Genomic DNA, 19,578 nt, shown 5'->3' with positions numbered 1-19,578 from the left:
AAAGTCACCAAAAAAATTATTTCTATCAATCATAAAACAGAAATACATAAAACAATACAAATTAGAACGATCTAACATTTTCATTTTCAGAAACTTTTATTCCTTCTTTAGTTTGTCTAATTTCCCCTTCATTTTCAATTTTTTTTAATACTCTACTAATCACTTCTCTGGAAGTTCCCAAATGATTGGCTATTTCACGATGTGTAATTTTTAAAGGATTTTTTCCGGTAAATGAAATCTGTTGTTTTATGTAGTTAAGTACCCTCTTGTCTAGTCTGTGAAATACAGCATCATTTACCATATTCATCACTTCTGAGAACCGACGGTCATATTCATGGTAAAAAACTTTATTGATTTCCGGAAACCTGATCAGCCATTCATGTATTACGGATACAGGAATCAGGATTGCTTTGGAATCTTCTTCTGCAACAGCATATACCCGGCTTATATAATCTGTAAGAATGGAAGAGAATGTCATAAGACAGCTGTCTTTCGGTTTAATATAATAATAAATCAGCTCTCTGCCATCATTAAGTGTAAAAACTCTGATGGAGCCTTTTATCAAAAAGGGGACAAACTTATTCTTTTGCCCTTCTCTTATAATCTCCGTTTTTGCTTTTATGTCAATGATAACAGCATGCTTTTCCATTTCAGCTAAAAAATCAGCACCTAAGAAGCCAAATTTATTTACAACGAAAGACCTATCATTCATATTTTCTATTTTTTCTAAAACAAAGATATAAAATTGCTATATCGATAGCATATTTTTTATTTCATTAAATAAAGTTATCCATTAAAACAAATTCAACATCTATTTTAATTATGATTTAATATAAAAACCACGGCAAAAACCGTGGCATTTTTATTTAATTGTAAAAACTATTTCTGTTTATAAAATATATTTTAGAATCTGTATTTAATGTTAAGTCCGTAAAAGAAATAGGCTTTATTAGGTCCCGGATTAAGATCTGTTGCCACATTTTTAGGATAACCACTTCCAACGTCGGAATCATTGATATTATTTCCTAAGAATAAAAATGTATAATTGATCTGGTTGGTAAGATTATTCCCCATCACATATACATCAACATCCAGCTTATTGAATGACTTTTTAAACCCTAATTTTGAATTAAGCAATCCAAAACCCTTCACCAAATTCGTATTGTTAAAATCAGAATAAACATTTCCCAGATAGTTATAAGTATTCACAAGATAGAATCCCGGTTTTGTATAAATATCCAAACCAATTGCGTATTTATTTCTTGGAACTCCTACCACCGTTTTGTGGTCATATACCATTAATTTCCCTACTGTCTTTCCTGTAGTAGGGTCTTGATATTTTGGATCATAAACTGAAAAATCTTTATACTTTGTATCGTAATAAGAAAGGTTGACAAACGGAACGATTCTCTCTATAAATGAATTATCCGTTCTGTACTGATACCCTACACTAAATTCCAATCCTGTATTTTTCTGACTTCCCGTATTGGTCCAATAGGTCTGGCTAAGTGTATTGCCAGGAATTACCAATTGGGTAAGTTTATCGGAATAATCTATTCTGAATGCAGAAATACGATAATCTAATTTTGTATTCAATAAAAGACCATGTACACTGAAATCAAACATTCTTGCGCGTTCAGGTTTTAAATCATCATTCATGGTATTAGTTGCCGTTATAAAAGATGAAGCTGCAGTAGGAGAATTATATCCTTCACTATAGCTCAAATTAAAGATCTGATGTTTCCATTCTTTTTGTAAAGCAAAATGGGGAGTATATGCTGTCTCAAACTTTTTTTCAAATGACTGGTCTTTACGGCCGGGAATCAAACCAGGTAATGCATAGAGGTCTTTTCTGTCATAATTGGTTCTGTTGGCACTTAGTCCTGCCAATAATGTAAGCCCCCAAGGTTTATAGGTAAGATAATCAATGGCAAAGTACGTGGATTGATTGTTATTATACTTAAAATAGGAAGCCCCACTCATTCCTGTTGTTTCTAAAGGATTCGTCTCCGAGCCTGTAAAACGATAACTGGAAGTAGTGGATACAGAATTTTGTATTTCCGCACCAAAATCCAGTCGGTTTTCAAAATTTTTAAAATCATTCTTTAGGGTGAAAGTCGAACGCAAGCCTACATTTGGTGAACTTGTAATCCCATATGCTCCGGCTGAAACACTTTCTGTATTTCCATTATAATAAAACAGGGTGGTATAGTTTCTTAAGTTAGAAGTAATCCCAATGGTATTGCTTAATCCTACTCTTGTTGATTTTATTTTTGTTCCTGAATTTTTACGGATGTACGCCGGATTTCCATTATCAACCCCTGCATAATAATCATCATATGAAATCTGCCCCGAAGTATGTTCGTATGAATATGCCTGACTTGCGAAGAAACTTAATTGGTCTTTTTTACCTAATTTAACGGTACCATTCAAATTGAAGAAATTTTTTAATCCACTTCCATTGGGTCTGTAACCATCTGTTTCAAGATGTCCGTATGCAGCACTTACTGAGTAATTTTCATCGGCAACATTCAATTGTGTTCTCGACTGAAAGGTTTTAAACGCCCCAAACATGGCATTTTCAGAAACAGACACTCCTTTTGTAAAATCCGGTCGGGTATAAAAACGTACTGCTCCCCCTACTCCGCCGCCATACATCGTTGCAGCAGGTCCCTTAATAACTTCCACATTCGTTACATAGGCAAAATCAACGTCATCCAGAACCGTAACTCCTTCGGCTGATGTTAATGGCATATTATTCCAATAGGCTTTTACACCCCAGTTATTGAATTTTTGATCGTTTCCATAACCTCTTAAAACAAGTCTTTGTCCTCCAAAATTAGTTCGCTTATCCACTTGAAGTCCCGGCATTGTTGATAATGTCTGATCAATTGCTGCAGGATTATTTCTGTTAAGATCTTCTTCGGAAAGTGTTTCTACAGATTGTCCATGTCTTTTAAATTCTGCTCGTTCCTGTTTAATTTTTTTCCTTCCAAGAATATTAACTTCATCAATTGATCCATCCTGTGTTTGTTGAGCATGCGCAATAGTACAGCCTAACACAGCTGCTATGCATATATATTTTTTCATTTTTTAGTTTAAATTTTATTGTCATTAAATATTTACCTTCATTATAAAGTAAATATCATCTCAGGAGGAGGAATAATAATGGATAAATAATGGGTATTTTCTAGTTGATGATCATAATTCAAAATTATTTGTGAGTAAGAATTTCTAAAAAAGTTGAACTCTTTCTGTTCAAAAATGGCGAGAAAACCGGATGTTTTGAATAAGCTTTTTTCGTGCAGTGGGAGATCAATCTGTCTTCGTATATTCATTTTTTTTGTAGTGAATTTTTTAGAAAAATCCAATAAAGAATTAATGATGATATCCTTTTTATCAATATAACAGAAAAAGAACTTCTTTCCATTGATAATACTCACTTTAATAATATCATAAGAAAAACCATTGAGCGAAAATTCTTTTTCTTCTCTCCATTCTGCTTTCTCTAAATCTTTTTCTGCAAAGCAAATCGTTTCTGAGTTTTTAAATCCATGCTTCTCAATATTATATTGTGTACTTTCATACAATTCTTGTTTTACATGGGAAATCACAGAGTAGATCATATTGCTGAACAACATGATCACGGGAAGACACAAAAAAATAAAAAATAGTTTTTTATTCAAGAAGTAAAAGTTTTTTAAGGAAAAAAATCTCCTGAGCTTTTAGCTGAAGTAAATTTTGATATGTTTATTTTATTGGAAACTTTAGATCCTTTTACAGTATATTCTATCCAATTATCTTTTGGATCAATCTTAAGAGAAACACTTTTCTCAACCGGTGCTCCTACCTGCGTATTTTCAAAAGTCGCGTCTTCTGCTGTATTTTTATAAGGCAGGTTACCTATAATGGTAATTGTATTTCCCGCATCAGATTGCCTAAATGATACGTTATGACCTTCAGCCCATAAGGTTTTTATAGTAATGCTATCATTACTTTTCTTTTTTAATTTTACGATATACATCATACCTTTTACTCCTGCTCTGCCTCCAGTCCATTGATGCTTTTCTGCAGAGATCACAGCTATTTTTTCATTCTGATATAAAGAGGATACTGGCGACACACAGGAAGCCAGTACCCAACATAATATTAAAAATAGTTGATTATTCATTTTTTCTTAATCTTCATCACTACCTGATGAACGTCCTATTACTAAAAAATTACCACTATACACTTTTTCACCCTTATGTTCTGCCTTTAATACATAACTTCCAGGGGAAAATTTCTGTCCAAATTCTTCATCAGACTTCACATTTTTCTTTGTATATACCAATCTGCCTGCTTTATCAAAAATACTTATATCTACTGTGTTATATTTAGAGCTATCAAACCTTACATGCGAAAATCCTTTTGATGGATTCGGGTATATCTTAATTATATTATTTTTAGATATAACTTCTATTGTTCCTAAGGTATTGGTATTTTGTGTAGTCCACACTCCTCTTCCATAAGTAGAAGCCAATACTGTTCTGGTAGAAGGTCTGTAATCAAGATTTGTAATTTTTACATTTCCAATATTTCCTGTTGTTGATGCCCATACTGGTGAGGCAGAAAGGAAATTTGTTGTCCCCCAAACGCCCATTTCTGTTCCCAATAATACTTCATTAGGATCATCAGGATTTCTTAACACAGTTCTTACCGGCATATCAGGAAGATTACCTTCTTTATTTTGCCATGTCGTTCCACCATCAGTAGAATAGAATACATTTACCACGTTATAATTTGATAATGTAACAATAATTTCATTTTCATTAGCACCAAATTCTATATCGGAAATAGTTCCCGCAGCAGGTGATGTCAATAAAGTAGGAGTATAGGAGGCCGTATTTGCATTGGTAACTCTAAAAATCCTTCCCAAATTGGTTCCTACGAAAAGTGTTGTAGAAGTTACTGTATGGGGAGAGACTTTCAACCATGAAACTTCTTCACCAGATTGGGCAGTACCTACTGTAATCTGATCAGTTGATAAGCTGGTTGGTGTACCTGAAAGCCCCGTTGTTCTATAGAGTATAAGCCCTGAACGATAAGAGAAAAACACATCATTTATTCTATCTAAAGCTAATTCATTCACAAAATGACCGGTTCCGTCTCTTTGAGCTTGAGTTATATTTAACAGATAATAATCGTCCACATCTGTCAGTAAATAATGATTATTATTGGTATAGCTAGCAATTCTATAATTATTTTGGTCATCATATTCCGTGTACATTCCATCGCCTCCCGAAGCAACTTCACTGGTAAGAAAATTATTGGCCTGTGGTGTACCCTGTAACCACAAGGAACCATTATCTTGAGCACCGGCTAATAGTTGTTCATTAGCAGGAGTTCTTGTCGGATTAAGCATTGCACTATAGAATTGTGTTACGTTATACCTTGTATTTCTCATTTCAAAACCTGTAGTTGATGCAATATTGTTTTTATTAGCAGCAAAATAAATTCCACCATCATTACCAAACATCATCTGCCCGGTTGCATAGTTGTTAAATGGATTAAAAACTATAGCGTGTTGATCAGAATGCACATTTGAAACCTGAAGATTGGCCATTCCATAACCATCCGTCCATTTTGAAATCTGCGACCAATTAGCTCCCCCATCTGTTGATTTAAATATATTGATTCCTCCTGTATACACTATATTATCATTTTGAGGATCCGCAGCAATAACAAGATCATAGGAAGCCTGCCCTCTTGTAAAATCTGCAGCTGGAACACTGGTATCCACTCCTATCGGAAGCTGCACGACTGGTGAAGGGTCATTTGTAGCATTCCATGTTATACCTCCATCTGTAGATCTTGCAATTCTAACACGCTCTGCGCTGGTTGCTCCCTGCATTAGAGCATATATTTTATTGGCATCAGTTCTAGAAAGTGTAAAATTAACTCTTGAACTTTCACTTCCTACATTATACACCTGATTAAAAGTATTTCCATCCATAGATCTAAAAATCCGACCCCCTGAATTCACATTACCAAGCCGTGATCTTCTGGTAGAAACCCATACTGAATTATCTATTCCTATTTCTATCTGCTGAATAGAATACCCAGTATTACTTGTTGTATTGGCAATTAAACTATTGTTTTTGGTAAAGGTTACACCTCCATCTGTAGATTTATATAACCCTGCTTGGTTTAGTCCTTGCCAGCCCGATAAGAATGTCGGATTTGTCGCATAATTGCCACTTACTCCTGCATATACTTCTGAAACACCGTTATTATTTCTAACTTTAATATCATTAATATAAAAATTCCCATTTCTAATTCCATTAGAAGTATAGGTTACTGGTATGGTAAAAATTTGCGTCCAGGTTGTTCCACCATCTGATGATTTCCATATTCCCGACCCCACAGCATCTCCGGTTGAAGATTCTCCGGTTCCTACGTAGAAAACTTGGGAATTATTCGGATCATATGCCATACATACCACTGAAGTATTAGCCCAAAATGTACTTAGTGGTGTCCACTCATTAGTATTCACTGAAGGATCCTGATTCACCCAAAGTCCACCGGAAACACTTCCTGCAAAAACTCTTCTACCTGTAAGATCATTAGGATCATACATAATCGCTCTTGTTCTTCCACCTACATTATAAGGACCTCTTTCTACCCAAGATTCATCAATTATTCTTGCTGCAGAACCGTTATTAGTATTGGCTTTATTAGAAATAAAAGACATTGGCTTTTCAGGTCGATATTTACCCTGTGTGATATCCTTGTTTATTTTCACCAATCCTGCAAAATTAGTTCTTCCTGTGATTGGATCCATGGTCCTTTTGTAATCTTCTTCATTATACAAATTAGGAGGTATCCCACTCTCTTTATTATTGTTACGAACCTTTTTAAGGTCCTTTTCATACTTTGCATAAAGCTCTTGTAAATGTTTTTGATTAGTTTGAAGTGTGCTTTGCTTTTGTGCATATACATTCATACAGAATAGTATAGCTGCGATAGAATAAATTTTCATTTCAATTTGTTTTTTTAGCAAATCTACTCAAAACAAATATCAAATTAATAATAAATTATAATTTTTATTATTAATTTTTCATATTTTAAAACAATTTAATAAAAGATATTAATAATTTTTATTTCTCGTCAAAATAAAATTAAAATTTTAAATTAAAAACTCATATTATGAAAATATTTCAACCCACACACCTCATTTGTTAAATTTTTTGATCATTTCTTTTACATTCGCTTTATTCCTGTTACTTTGCCTTTCCTTGCAAAAATCACTAACTACTTATCCTGATATAAAGAGGATACCGGCGTTCCACAGGAAGCCAGTATCCAAAATAATATTAAAAACAATTGATTATTCATTCTTAATCATCATCACCTCCAACACGTCCTAATACCAGGAAATTACCACTATACACTATTTCACCTTTAGATTCGGCTTTTAGTATATAAGTTCCCGGCGCCAATCTTTGACCAAACTCTTCATCTGATTTTACATTTTTCTTAGTATATATCAGTCTACCTGCTCCATCAACGATACTAATATCTACATTGCTGTATTTAGCAGTATCAAATTTCAAATGTGAAATTCCTTTTGAAGGATTCGGATATATAATATTCTTATCCTTTCTGGATTTGGTATCTACTGTAGACAAAGAACTTGTTGTATTCTGTGTTGTCCACACTCCCCTTCCATAAGAACATGCTAATACGGTTTTAGTAGAAGGTCTGTAATCCAAATTTGTAATTTTTATATTTCCGATATTTCCTGTTACAGAAAACCAATTAGGTGCTGCGGAAAGGAAATCAGTTGTTCCCCAAACTCCCATTTCTGTTCCTACCAATACTTCATTGGGATCGTCAGGATTTCTTAAAATAGTTCTTACAGGCATATCAGGAAGATTACCTTCTTTGTTTTGCCATGTTGCTCCGCCATCTGTAGAATAAAATACACTGGTTAAATTATAATTTGATAATGTTACAAGAATCTCATTTTCGTTAGCTCCAAATTCGATATCAGAAATTGTTCCTGCTGCCGGTGATGTCAGTAAAGTAGGAGAATAAGAGGTCGTATTTGCATTGGTAACTTTAAAGAACCTTCCCAGGTTTGTTCCTACAAAAAGAGTTGACGATGCAGTTGTATACGGAGAAACTTTCATCCAGGAAATTTGTTCACCATTTTGCGCTGTTCCTACTGTAACGGTGTTATTGGTAAAACTTGTTGCCGTTGCAGAAAGCCCACTTGTTCTGAAAAGAGATAATCCTGAACGGTAGGAGAAAAATACATCGTTTATTCTGTCTAATGCTATTTCATTTACAAAATGTCCATAATTTCTGTTAGCACTGCTTATTAAATAATAAGTGTTGTTAGTCAGTAAATAGTGACTATTATAAACATAGCTTGCAATTTCATAGTTATCCTGATCATCATATTCGGTCATCATTCCGTCTCCACCACTGGCACTTTGAATATTTGGAAGAAAGTTACTGGCCAAAGGTGCTCCATACATCCACCATGAACCATTGTCCTGTGCTCCTGCTAAAATTTCTTCATTAGCGGGTGTTTTTATAGGGTTAAGTGTTGCACTGTAGAATTGTGTTACATTATACCTTGTATTTCTTACGGCAAAACCACCTACAGAACCAATATTCGTTTTATTGGCGGCATAATAAATCCCACCATCATTACCAAATAGCATCTGGCCTGTAGCATAATTATTATATGGATTGAAAACTATCGCGTGCTGATCTGCATGTACTGTAGAAACCTGTAATGCTGCCATGTTATTATTATTGGACCATTTTGAAATTTGCGCCCAGCTTCCTCCGCCATTTGTAGACTTAAATAAATCAATACCTCCAATATACAAAGTATTGTCATCCAAAGGATCAGTTTTAATAACAAGATCATAAAAAGACTGCCCTCTTGTAAAGTCATTAGCAGGAATACTTGTATCTGTAGCAGTAGGTAATGTTATGACTGGTGAAGAATCATTAGTTGCCTGCCATGTTGCTCCGCCATCTGTAGATTTTGTAATTCTAATGGGTTCAGTTGTCCCAGCTCCTTGCATAAAGGCATATACTTTATTGGCATCTGTCTTAGAAAGTGTAAAGTTTACTCTTGAACCTGAATTTAATACATTATATACTTCATTGAAAGTATTTCCATCTGCAGATTTAAAGATCCTCCCTCCCGAATCAATATTGGAGAATCTTGAAGCTCTGGTAGAAACCCATAAAGAATTATCAGCTCCTATTTCTATTTGTTGAATAGAATAACCTGTAGTACTGGTGGTATTCGTTGTTGTATTTAATGCCAGTAAATTACTGTTTTTCGTAAAGGTTGCTCCTCCATCTGTCGATTTATATAATCCGGCCTGGCTTAATCCTTGCCATCCGTCATTAAATGAAATTCCTACATAGGAACCACTTACTCCTGCATATACTTCAGAAACCCCATTATTGTTTCTAACCTTAATATCATTAATATAGAAATTACCATTTCTTACCCCATTAGAAGAATAGGTAACCGGAATAGTAAAAATTTGTGTCCATGTTGTTCCTCCGTCTGTTGTTTTCCAAATACCCGATCCTATTGCATCAGTAGTCGGAGCTTCTCCGGTTCCTACATAAAAAGTTTGCGGGTTATTGGGATCATAAGTAATACACGAAACAGAAGTATTCGCCCAGAATGTACTTAAAGGCATCCATTCATTGGTAGCTACTGAAGGATCCTGATTTACCCATAACCCTCCTGATACTCCACCTGCAAAAACTCTTTTACCCGTCGCATCATTGGGATCATACATAATAGCCCTTGTTCTTCCTCCTACACTATAGGGCCCTCTTTCTACCCAAGGTTCGTTAACTATTTTCCCTGTAGAGCTCCCTTGATTATTAGAAATAAAAGACATGGGTTGGGTGGCTTTGTACTTTCCTGCTAAAATCTCTTGATTTATTTTTAGAAGTCCTTCAAAGTTGGTTCTTCCTGTAACAGGATCCATTGTTCTTTTATAATCCTCTTCATTATAGGCATTAGGTGGAATCCCCTCCTTTTTAGCATTCTTATGTACTTTTTTAAGATCCTTATTATATTTAACATAAAGCTCTTGCAGATGCTTTTGGTTTGTTTCAATGGTGCTTTGCTGCTGTGCATACATATTCATGCAGAATAATACCGCAGCGATTGGGTAGAGTTTCATTTCCATTCAATTTTTTTCACAAATGTAATCAAGAAAGAATATTAATTTTCATTAAAATAAACAAATTATTGATAATTTATAATTAAAATCATTATAAATACAAAAATTACACATATCACATTTACCGCTTACTTATCAAATGTCAAATTGCGAAATATGCAAAGGAAACGAAAAATGAACGCATTAGTGAGTTTTTATATGCCCCAAATAATATGAAAAATTTAAAATTACACTTCATATCATAAAAAATGCCCTGGTTAAAACCAGGGCATTCTAATTTATTGTAAGAAAAATCTTAAGCTTGTACGTTGTTTCCTCCTAATACGAAAGGCTCAACTTCTTTGATTTCTCCGAACTGTTGCTCGTAGTTAGCGATGTTCTGTTGAAGAGCGTTTAATACTCTTTTAGCGTGAAGCGGAGCAAGAATTACTCTTGATCTTACTTTAGCTTGCTGAACACCTGGCATCAACTGAATAAAGTCTACTACAAATTCAGATGGAGAGTGGTTTACCAATGCTAAGTTAGCATAGATTCCAGCAGCTACCATTTCGTTTAATTCGATGTTGATGTTTCCGTCTTGTGGATTTTGATTGTTGTCCATTGTTATAAATTATGTTTTTAAAATTCGAAATTTGAGATTGTGAAAATATAAAAATAATTTCAAATCCCAAATTTCAAATCATTAATTTTAGTTAAGGTCTTCGAATTCTTTCTTAGAACCTACGATAACATTCTGATACTCTTTAAGACCTGTACCTGCAGGAATTCTGTGTCCTACAATTACATTTTCTTTAAGACCATTAAGATCATCGATCTTACCAGCAACCGCAGCTTCGTTAAGAACCTTAGTCGTTTCCTGGAATGATGCTGCAGACATGAATGACTTCGTTTGAAGTGCTGCTCTTGTAATACCTTGTAATACAGGAGTTGCAGTAGCTGGAAGAGCTTCTCTTACATCTACTAAAGCTAAATCTTCACGTCTCAACTTAGAGTTCTCATCTCTTAATTCTCTTGCAGTAATCATCTGACCTGGCTTGAATTCTTTAGAATCACCAGCATCTACTACTACTTTAAGACCGAATACTCTGTTGTTCTCTTCCAAGAAATCATACTTGTGTTCAAGAGCTCCTTCAAGGAATTGAGTATCACCTCCATCCACGATAGATACTTTTGTCATCATCTGTCTTACGATGATTTCGAAGTGCTTGTCGTCGATTTTTACCCCTTGTAGACGGTAAACTTCCTGAATCTCATTTACTAAGTATTCCTGAACGGCTGTTGGGCCTTTAATTCTTAAGATATCTTCCGGAGTAATAGAACCGTCAGAAAGTGGAGAACCAGCTCTTACGAAGTCATTCTCCTGTACTAAGATCTGGTTAGATAATTTAACTAAATAAATTTTTCTTTCTCCAGTTTTAGCCTCAACAATAAGTTCACGGTTACCTCTCTTAATTTTTCCGTAAGAAACTACCCCGTCGATTTCAGTAACAACCGCTGGGTTTGAAGGGTTTCTTGCTTCAAATAATTCGGTAACTCTCGGAAGACCTCCGGTGATATCCCCTGCTTTTGCAGATTTTCTTGGGATTTTGATTAAGACTTTACCAGCCTTAATTTTCTCACCATCGTTAACCATCAAGTGGGCTCCTACCGGTAAGTTGTAAGCTTTTTGCTCAACTCCTTTAGAGTCTACCACCTTCAAGGTAGGTACGGCTTTCTTATTTCTAGATTCAGAGATTACTTTCTCTTCGAATCCTGTTTGTTCGTCAATTTCAAGTTGGAATGAAATACCCTGGATGATATCCTCGTATTCTACCTTACCTGAAGTTTCAGCAATGATTACCGCGTTATACGGATCCCATCTACAGATCGTATCCCCTTTCTTCACTTTATCACCTGGTTTCACAGATAGAATAGATCCGTAAGGTACGTTAGCTACCATTAATGGAGTTCTCGAATCGTTATCAGCAACTAATCTAAATTCTGTTGAACGAGAAACTACAACTTCAGCTGTATTACCATTTTCATCTTCAGAAGTAATTGTTCTTACTTCATCCATTTCAACGATACCGTCTCTTCTTGCAACGATAGATGGGTTTTCTGATACGTTACCTGCAGTACCCCCTTGGTGGAAGGTTCTCAACGTAAGCTGAGTACCTGGCTCCCCAATTGACTGTGCTGCAATTACACCTACCGCTTCACCCATGTGAATCATCTTACCTGTTGCTAAGTTTCTACCGTAACATTTCGCACAGATACCTTTCTTAGCTTCACAAGTAAGTGGAGAACGTACTTCAACTGCTTCTAATCCTGCTTCTTCAATTCTCTTAGCTAGTTGCTCAGTGATTACCTGATCTGCTTCAGTGATTAATTCATCAGTTTCAGGATCGTAAACATTGTGAAGAGATACTCTACCTAAGATTCTTTCAGAGATTCTTTCAACGATCTCGTCATTTTTCTTAAGTGCAGTAACTTCAGTTCCTCTTAGAGTTCCACAGTCATCTTCTGTAACGATAACGTCCTGTGCAACGTCTACCAATCTTCTGGTTAGGTAACCAGCATCGGCAGTTTTAAGAGCGGTATCCGCAAGACCTTTACGAGCACCGTGGGTAGAGATAAAGTATTCTAGGATGGAAAGACCTTCTTTAAAGTTGGCAAGGATCGGGTTTTCGATGATCTCCGCTCCGGTAGAACCAGCTTTTTGCGGTTTCGCCATCAAACCTCTCATCCCTGATAACTGACGGATCTGTTCCTTAGAACCCCTCGCTCCAGAGTCAAGCATCATGTATACAGAGTTGAAACCACCTTGGTCAGTTTTCATTCTGCTCATGATCATTTCAGTTAATCCAGCGTTGGTGTTTGTCCAAACGTCGATTACCTGGTTATAACGCTCTGTATCTGTAATTAGACCCATGTTATAGTTAGCTCTAATTTCATCTACAGTTTCAATTGATTGTGCAATCATCTGCTTTTTCTCAACAGGAACTACAATATCCCCTAATGAGAACGAAAGACCTCCTTTGAATGCATTTGAATACCCTAGATCTTTCATTGCATCTAGGAACTTCACAGTTGTAGGGAAATCTGTATCAGCAAGGATTTTACCGATAACGTTTCTCAATGATTTCTTAGTAAGAAGTTCATTGATATATCCTACTTGCTTAGGTACGATTTGGTTGAATAGAATTCTACCTACAGAAGTTTCGATCAATCTTGTTACGATTTGTCCGTCTTCTTTAATTGGTAGTCTACATCTTACCTTCGCATTTAATGAAACTCTACCTTCTGCATAAGCGATTTCCGCTTCTTCAGGAGAATAGAAAGCAAGACCTTCTCCTTTTACTTTCATCGTCTCAGTAGAGCTTAATTCTTTAGTCATGAAATAAAGACCAAGAACCATGTCCTGAGATGGTACCGTAATTGGAGAACCGTTTGCTGGGTTCAAAATGTTTTGAGAACCTAACATTAATAACTGAGCTTCAAGGATCGCTTCCGGTCCTAACGGCAAGTGTACCGCCATCTGGTCACCATCGAAATCGGCGTTGAAGGCCGTAGTTACTAACGGGTGTAGTTGGATAGCTTTACCTTCGATCATTTTAGGTTGGAAAGCCTGAATACCCAATCTGTGAAGCGTAGGTGCCCTGTTCAATAGTACCGGGTGACCTTTCATCACGTTTTCCAGGATATCATAAACTACTGGTTCTTTTCTATCAATAATTCTCTTCGCAGATTTTACTGTTTTTACAATTCCTCTCTCGATTAGTTTTCTAATGATGAATGGTTTGTAAAGCTCAGCTGCCATATCTTTAGGGATACCACATTCGTGAAGCTGTAAGTTTGGACCTACGACAATTACCGAACGCGCAGAGTAGTCTACCCTTTTCCCTAGTAAGTTCTGACGGAAACGACCTTGCTTACCTTTCAATGAATCAGAAAGTGATTTCAATGGTCTGTTTGATTCAGATTTTACTGCAGAAGATTTTCTTGTATTATCAAATAATGAATCTACTGATTCCTGAAGCATACGCTTCTCGTTTCTCAAGATTACTTCAGGAGCTTTGATCTCCAATAATCTTTTCAAACGGTTGTTTCTGATGATAACTCTTCTATAAAGGTCATTCAAGTCAGAAGTTGCGAAACGTCCTCCATCCAATGGAACTAATGGTCTTAATTCTGGTGGGATAACAGGAAGTACACGCATGATCATCCACTCAGGCTTGTTGATCATTCTTGTATTAGCACCTCTTAATGCTTCTACAACGTTCAATCTTTTTAACGCCTCAGTTCTTCTCTGCTTAGAACCTTCGTTGTGAGCTTTGTGTCTCAAGTCGAAAGATAATGCATCAAGATCAATTCTTTTTAATAGATCTTCAACAGCTTCAGCACCCATTCTGGCGATGAATTTGTTTGGATCAGAATCATCAAGATATTGGTTTTCTACAGGAAGAGTTTCCATGATATCAAGATACTCTTCTTCTGTTAAGAATTCCATGTGCTCAAAATCAGAACCATCTAATTTTTTCGCAATACCTTGCTGGATCACTACATATCTTTCGTAGTAGATGATCATATCCAGCTTTTTGGAAGGGATACCTAAAAGGTAACCGATTTTGTTCGGTAAAGAACGGAAGTACCAAATGTGAGCAATTGGAACTACAAGATTGATGTGCCCGATTCTCTCTCTTCTTACTTTTTTCTCAGTAACTTCTACTCCACAACGGTCACAAACGATTCCTTTGTAACGAATTCTCTTGTATTTACCACAAGCACATTCGTAATCCTTTACAGGACCAAAGATTTTCTCACAAAATAGCCCATCTCTTTCAGGCTTGTGAGTTCTGTAGTTAATAGTTTCCGGTTTTAAAACCTCCCCTCTCGAGTCTTGTAAAATAGACTCCGGTGAAGCTAAACCGATGGTTATTTTATTAAATCTACTTGTTTTATTTTTATTTGACATAATTTTTTTTAGATTTTTAGATTTCAGATTTCAGATTTCAGACGAAATCATCATTCCAAATTCAAGGATTATAAAATTCTTAGAGTGTCGTAGCCTGACATCTTGTGTCTGACATCTGATATCTTACTCCTCCAATCTTACGTCTAATCCAAGACCTTGTAACTCGTGAAGTAATACGTTGAATGATTCCGGAATACCTGGTTCAGGCATAGATTCACCCTTAGCAATTGCTTCATAAGTTTTTGCTCTACCAATCACGTCATCCGATTTCACAGTAAGGATCTCTCTAAGGATATTCGATGCACCGAATGCTTCAAGTGCCCAAACCTCCATCTCTCCGAATCTCTGACCTCCGAACTGAGCTTTACCTCCTAACGGCTGTTGAGTAATCAATGAGTAAGGACCAATAGAACGTGCGTGCATCTTATCATCAACCATGTGCCCTAGTTTCAGCATGTAGATAACACCCACTGTAGCTGCCTGTGTAAATCTTTCTCCGGTACCACCATCATAAAGGTGAGTGTGACCGAATTTAGGAAGACCTGCTTTCTCAGTGTATTCAGTAATCTGATCAAGAGTTGCTCCGTCGAAGATTGGTGTAGCGAACTTCATTCCTAATTTCTGACCAGCCCATCCAAGAACTGTTTCATAGATCTGTCCGATGTTCATACGAGAAGGTACCCCTAGTGGATTCAATACGATATCTACTGGTGTTCCGTCTTCTAGGAATGGCATATCTTCTTCACGAACGATTCTTGATACGATACCTTTGTTACCGTGACGTCCTGCCATTTTATCCCCTACGTTCAGTTTACGTTTCTTAGCGATGTAAACTTTAGCCAACTTCATGATACCTGCCGGAAGCTCATCTCCGATTGAAATTGCGAATTTCTCACGGTTTTTAACCCCCTGGATATCGTTATATTTGATTTTGTAATTGTGAATCAATTGTTTGATCAATTCATTCTTGTCAGCGTCTACTGTCCAGTCTGAACCGCTAACGTTTACATAATCTTCAACTGAAGTTAATAACTTGTGAGTGAACTTCACTCCTTTACCGATGATTTCCTCATCAAGGTCATTTTGTACCCCTTGAGAAGTTTTCCCGCTTACAAGTGTATTTAATTTTTCAATTAAAGTGTTTCTCAACTCGTCAAACTTAGCCTTGTAAGTGTTTTCAATTTCTTCAAGTTTAAGTTTTTCTTCAGTTCTTTTCTTTTTGTCTTTAATGTTTCTAGAGAACAATTTCTTGTTGATAACAACTCCTCTTAATGAAGAGTCAGCTTTTAATGATGCATCTTTTACATCACCAGCTTTATCACCGAAGATTGCTCTAAGAAGTTTTTCTTCAGGAGTCGGGTCAGATTCACCTTTTGGAGTAATTTTACCAATCATGATATCTCCAGGCTTCACTTCAGCACCGATTCTGATCATACCGTTCTCGTCAAGATCTTTAGTAGCTTCTTCAGAAACGTTTGGAATATCAGCAGTAAGTTCTTCCATACCTAATTTAGTATCACGAACTTCCAGTGAATATTCATCCACGTGGATTGAAGTAAACCAGTCTTCACGAACAACTTTTTCGTTGATTACGATTGCATCCTCAAAGTTGTATCCTTTCCAAGGCATGAACGCTACTACTAAGTTTCTACCAAGAGCTAATTCTCCTTTTTCAGTAGCATAACCGTCGCAAAGTACTTGTCCTTTTTCCACTACATCACCTACTCTTACGTTTGGTCTTAGGGTAATGGTTGTACTCTGGTTAGTTTTTCTAAACTTAGTAAGGTTATATGTTTTAGTAGCAGACTCGAATTGTACTAAATCCTCATCTTCACTTCTTTCATATTTGATAGTGATCTTATCAGCATCTACGTACTGTACTGTACCTGTACCTTCTGCGTTAATTAAGATTCTTGAGTCTCTTGCAACTTGCTGCTCAAGCCCTGTACCTACAACCGGAGCCTGTGGCTTCAATAGAGGAACGGCCTGACGCATCATGTTAGATCCCATCAATGCACGGTTCGCATCATCATGCTCCAAGAATGGAATCAATGAAGCAGAAATACCAGAGATCTGGTTAGGTGCAACGTCGATAAGGTTAACCTGAGCTGGCTCAACTACTGGGTAGTCACCATCTAATCTTGCAATAATTCTGTCTGTTAAGAAATCACCATTATCACTCAATTCAACGTTTGCCTGAGCAATTACTTTGTCTTCTTCATCTTCTGCATTCAGATAAATAGGATCAGCGTTAAGATTAATCTTACCATCTTCTACTTTTCTATATGGAGTTTCAATGAAACCAAGGTTGTTGATTTTTGCATAAATACCTAAAGATGAAATCAAACCGATGTTTGGTCCTTCCGGAGTTTCAATCGGACAAATTCTTCCGTAGTGAGTATGGTGAACGTCACGAACCTCGAAACCTGCTCTTTCTCTTGATAAACCTCCAGGCCCTAGTGCAGAAAGTCTACGCTTGTGCGTAATTTCTGAAAGCGGGTTGGTTTGGTCCATGAACTGAGATAGCTGGTTGGTACCGAAGAATGAGTTGATTACAGATGTTAAAGTCTTAGCGTTAACAAGGTCAAGTGGAGTAAAGATTTCGTTATCTCTAACGTTCATTCTCTCCTTGATTGTTCTTGCAATTCTTGAAAGACCTACTCCGAACTGTCCTGCTAATTGCTCACCAACAGTTTTAATTCTTCTGTTTGATAAGTGGTCGATATCATCAACCTCAGCTTTAGAGTTTACAAGCTCGATTAAGTGTCTTACGATCGCAATAATATCTTCTTTTGTAAGAACTTCAGTTGTAGTTGGAATGTTAAGACCTAACTTTTTGTTTAGTCTGTAACGTCCTACTTCACCTAAAGAGTATCTCTGCTCAGAGAAGAATAATTTTTCAATAATTCCTCTTGCAGTTTCCTCATCTGGTGGATCTGCGTTTCTTAACTGACGATAGATGTACTCTACTGCTTCTTTTTCAGAGTTTGTAGGGTCTTTTTGTAATGTATTCTGGATGATAGAGAATTCATTGCTGTTTTCTTTGTGAATCAGGATAGATTTCACACCAGCATCCAGGATAAGATCTAAGTGTTCTTTTTCAAGGATAGTCTCTCTATCTAAGATGATTTCGTTTCTTTCGATAGAAACTACTTCACCTGTATCTTCGTCTACGAAGTCTTCGAACCAAGTGTTCAATACTCTCGCAGCCAATGTTCTCCCTTCCACTTTTTTAAGGGCAGCTTTAGAAACTTTCACTTCTTCAGCAAGGTCGAAGATCTGAAGGATATCCTTATCAGATTCGTAACCGATAGCTCTTAATAAAGTTGTTAATGGTAACTTTTTCTTACGGTCGATATACGCGTACATTACGCTGTTGATATCCGTTGTAAATTCCATCCAAGATCCTTTGAAAGGGATAATTCTTGAATAGTAAAGTTTGGTTCCGTTAGCGTGGTAAGTTTGTCCGAAGAATACACCCGGAGATCTGTGTAACTGAGTTACGATTACACGCTCTGCTCCATTGATAATGAATGAACCAGAAGGAGTCATATAAGGAACCGGACCTAAATATACATCCTGAACCACTGTTTGGAAATCTTCGTGTTCCGGGTCAGTACAGTACAATTTAAGTCTTGCTTTTAGAGGAACTGAATAAGTAAGTCCTCTTTCCACACACTCATCGATTGAATAACGTGGAGAATCTACCAGATAGTCTAAGAATTCTAATACGAATTGGTTTCTTGAATCCGTAATTGGGAAATTCTCTTGGAAAGTCTTGTAAAGAGCTTCTGTCTTTCTGGCTTCAGGAAGTGTATCAAGCTGGAAAAATTCTTTAAAAGACTCAATTTGGATGTCCAAGAAGTCTGGAGTAACAATTTTTCCTTTCGCTGATGAGAAATTAATTCTCGGATTTCCTTGAGTTGTTGATTTTGTTTTACTCATAAAACTTTTAAGAAAGGGTTAAAAAATATTTTGATTCATTTAAAAATATCAGGAAGAGAAAAAAGAGAAAAGAGAAAAGAGAAAAGACATGGAGATATTTGGCGCTATCAGAAATAGTCTTTATTCTTTGTTCTTTATTCTTACAGTCTGATTCCTAACTGCAACACTGGTATATCTTTTCACAGCGTAATGCAAAATATTTTTCTTACTTTTGAGGCAGAATTACCGCAATATTTATAAACAGGAAATCCCTTCCATGCTTTACACAATGAAAGAGTTGATTTTCAGTATTTTATAAATGTACAAACAATTTTTCGCGCCAAAAGAGGGGCAAAGATACAAAAAGTTATCCACAATAACAAATAAATCCACTCATTTTGAGATCTGACTAGTCCTAAATAAGCGTTACAGATTAATAGGATAAAATTATTAATAAATTATAAGATAGTTGTCGGTTTATTT

At 36.2% G+C, this 19,578-nt stretch carries 9 protein-coding genes; all 9 read right to left on the bottom strand.

The features are described 5' to 3' along the window. Positions 1–61: 61 nt before the first annotated feature. Entirely contained in the window at positions 62–712 is a 651-nt protein-coding gene (locus CW752_RS08660; RefSeq protein ID WP_101239330.1) for a Crp/Fnr family transcriptional regulator, read from the bottom strand. A gap of 191 nt (positions 713–903) precedes the next feature. Then, positions 904–3,090, bottom strand: a complete 2,187-nt coding sequence (locus CW752_RS08655) for a TonB-dependent receptor (protein WP_101239329.1) — start codon at positions 3,088–3,090, stop codon at positions 904–906. A 41-nt stretch (positions 3,091–3,131) separates the two neighbouring features. After that, entirely contained in the window at positions 3,132–3,686 is a 555-nt protein-coding gene (locus tag CW752_RS08650) for a hypothetical protein (protein ID WP_133121671.1), read from the bottom strand. A gap of 14 nt (positions 3,687–3,700) precedes the next feature. Further along, positions 3,701–4,171, bottom strand: coding sequence for a hypothetical protein (locus CW752_RS08645; protein ID WP_133121670.1), 471 nt, complete (start codon positions 4,169–4,171; stop codon positions 3,701–3,703). Between the two features lie 6 nt (positions 4,172–4,177). Then, a complete protein-coding gene (locus CW752_RS08640; protein ID WP_101239326.1) occupies positions 4,178–7,021 on the bottom strand; it encodes a T9SS type A sorting domain-containing protein in 2,844 nt (947 codons plus the stop codon). 358 nt (positions 7,022–7,379) lie between these two features. Continuing rightward, on the bottom strand, positions 7,380–10,217 hold the full coding sequence (locus CW752_RS08635) for a T9SS type A sorting domain-containing protein (protein WP_101239343.1): 2,838 nt from the start codon (positions 10,215–10,217) through the stop codon (positions 7,380–7,382). 295 nt (positions 10,218–10,512) lie between these two features. After that, the gene (locus CW752_RS08630) at positions 10,513–10,818 is read right to left on the bottom strand and encodes a DUF3467 domain-containing protein (RefSeq protein ID WP_002976436.1); all 306 of its coding nucleotides are present in this window, start codon (positions 10,816–10,818) and stop codon (positions 10,513–10,515) included. 87 nt (positions 10,819–10,905) lie between these two features. Next, on the bottom strand, positions 10,906–15,171 hold the full coding sequence (gene rpoC, locus CW752_RS08625) for a DNA-directed RNA polymerase subunit beta' (protein WP_101239325.1): 4,266 nt from the start codon (positions 15,169–15,171) through the stop codon (positions 10,906–10,908). 123 nt (positions 15,172–15,294) lie between these two features. Continuing rightward, positions 15,295–19,116 (bottom strand): DNA-directed RNA polymerase subunit beta, encoded by a 3,822-nt coding sequence (gene rpoB / locus CW752_RS08620; RefSeq protein WP_101239324.1) that lies wholly within the window; start codon positions 19,114–19,116, stop codon positions 15,295–15,297. Between the last annotated feature and the right edge of the window lie 462 nt (positions 19,117–19,578).

This window comes from Chryseobacterium sp. PMSZPI (assembly GCF_002835665.1).
Taxonomy (GTDB): Bacteria; Bacteroidota; Bacteroidia; order Flavobacteriales; family Weeksellaceae; genus Chryseobacterium.
This window is presented reverse-complemented; position numbering and strand designations above follow the sequence as displayed.

Bases quoted from the DNA above. Each gene is read 5' to 3' on its own strand.
- CW752_RS08635 (WP_101239343.1), bottom strand. From the start codon at position 10,217: ATGAAACTCTACCCAATCGCTGCGGTATTATTCTGCATGAATATGTAT.
- rpoB (WP_101239324.1), bottom strand. From the start codon at position 19,116: ATGAGTAAAACAAAATCAACAACTCAAGGAAATCCGAGAATTAATTTC.
- CW752_RS08660 (WP_101239330.1), bottom strand. From the start codon at position 712: ATGAATGATAGGTCTTTCGTTGTAAATAAATTTGGCTTCTTAGGTGCT.
- CW752_RS08630 (WP_002976436.1), bottom strand. From the start codon at position 10,818: ATGGACAACAATCAAAATCCACAAGACGGAAACATCAACATCGAATTA.
- CW752_RS08655 (WP_101239329.1), bottom strand. From the start codon at position 3,090: ATGAAAAAATATATATGCATAGCAGCTGTGTTAGGCTGTACTATTGCG.
- CW752_RS08640 (WP_101239326.1), bottom strand. From the start codon at position 7,021: ATGAAAATTTATTCTATCGCAGCTATACTATTCTGTATGAATGTATAT.
- rpoC (WP_101239325.1), bottom strand. From the start codon at position 15,171: ATGTCAAATAAAAATAAAACAAGTAGATTTAATAAAATAACCATCGGT.
- CW752_RS08645 (WP_133121670.1), bottom strand. From the start codon at position 4,171: ATGAATAATCAACTATTTTTAATATTATGTTGGGTACTGGCTTCCTGT.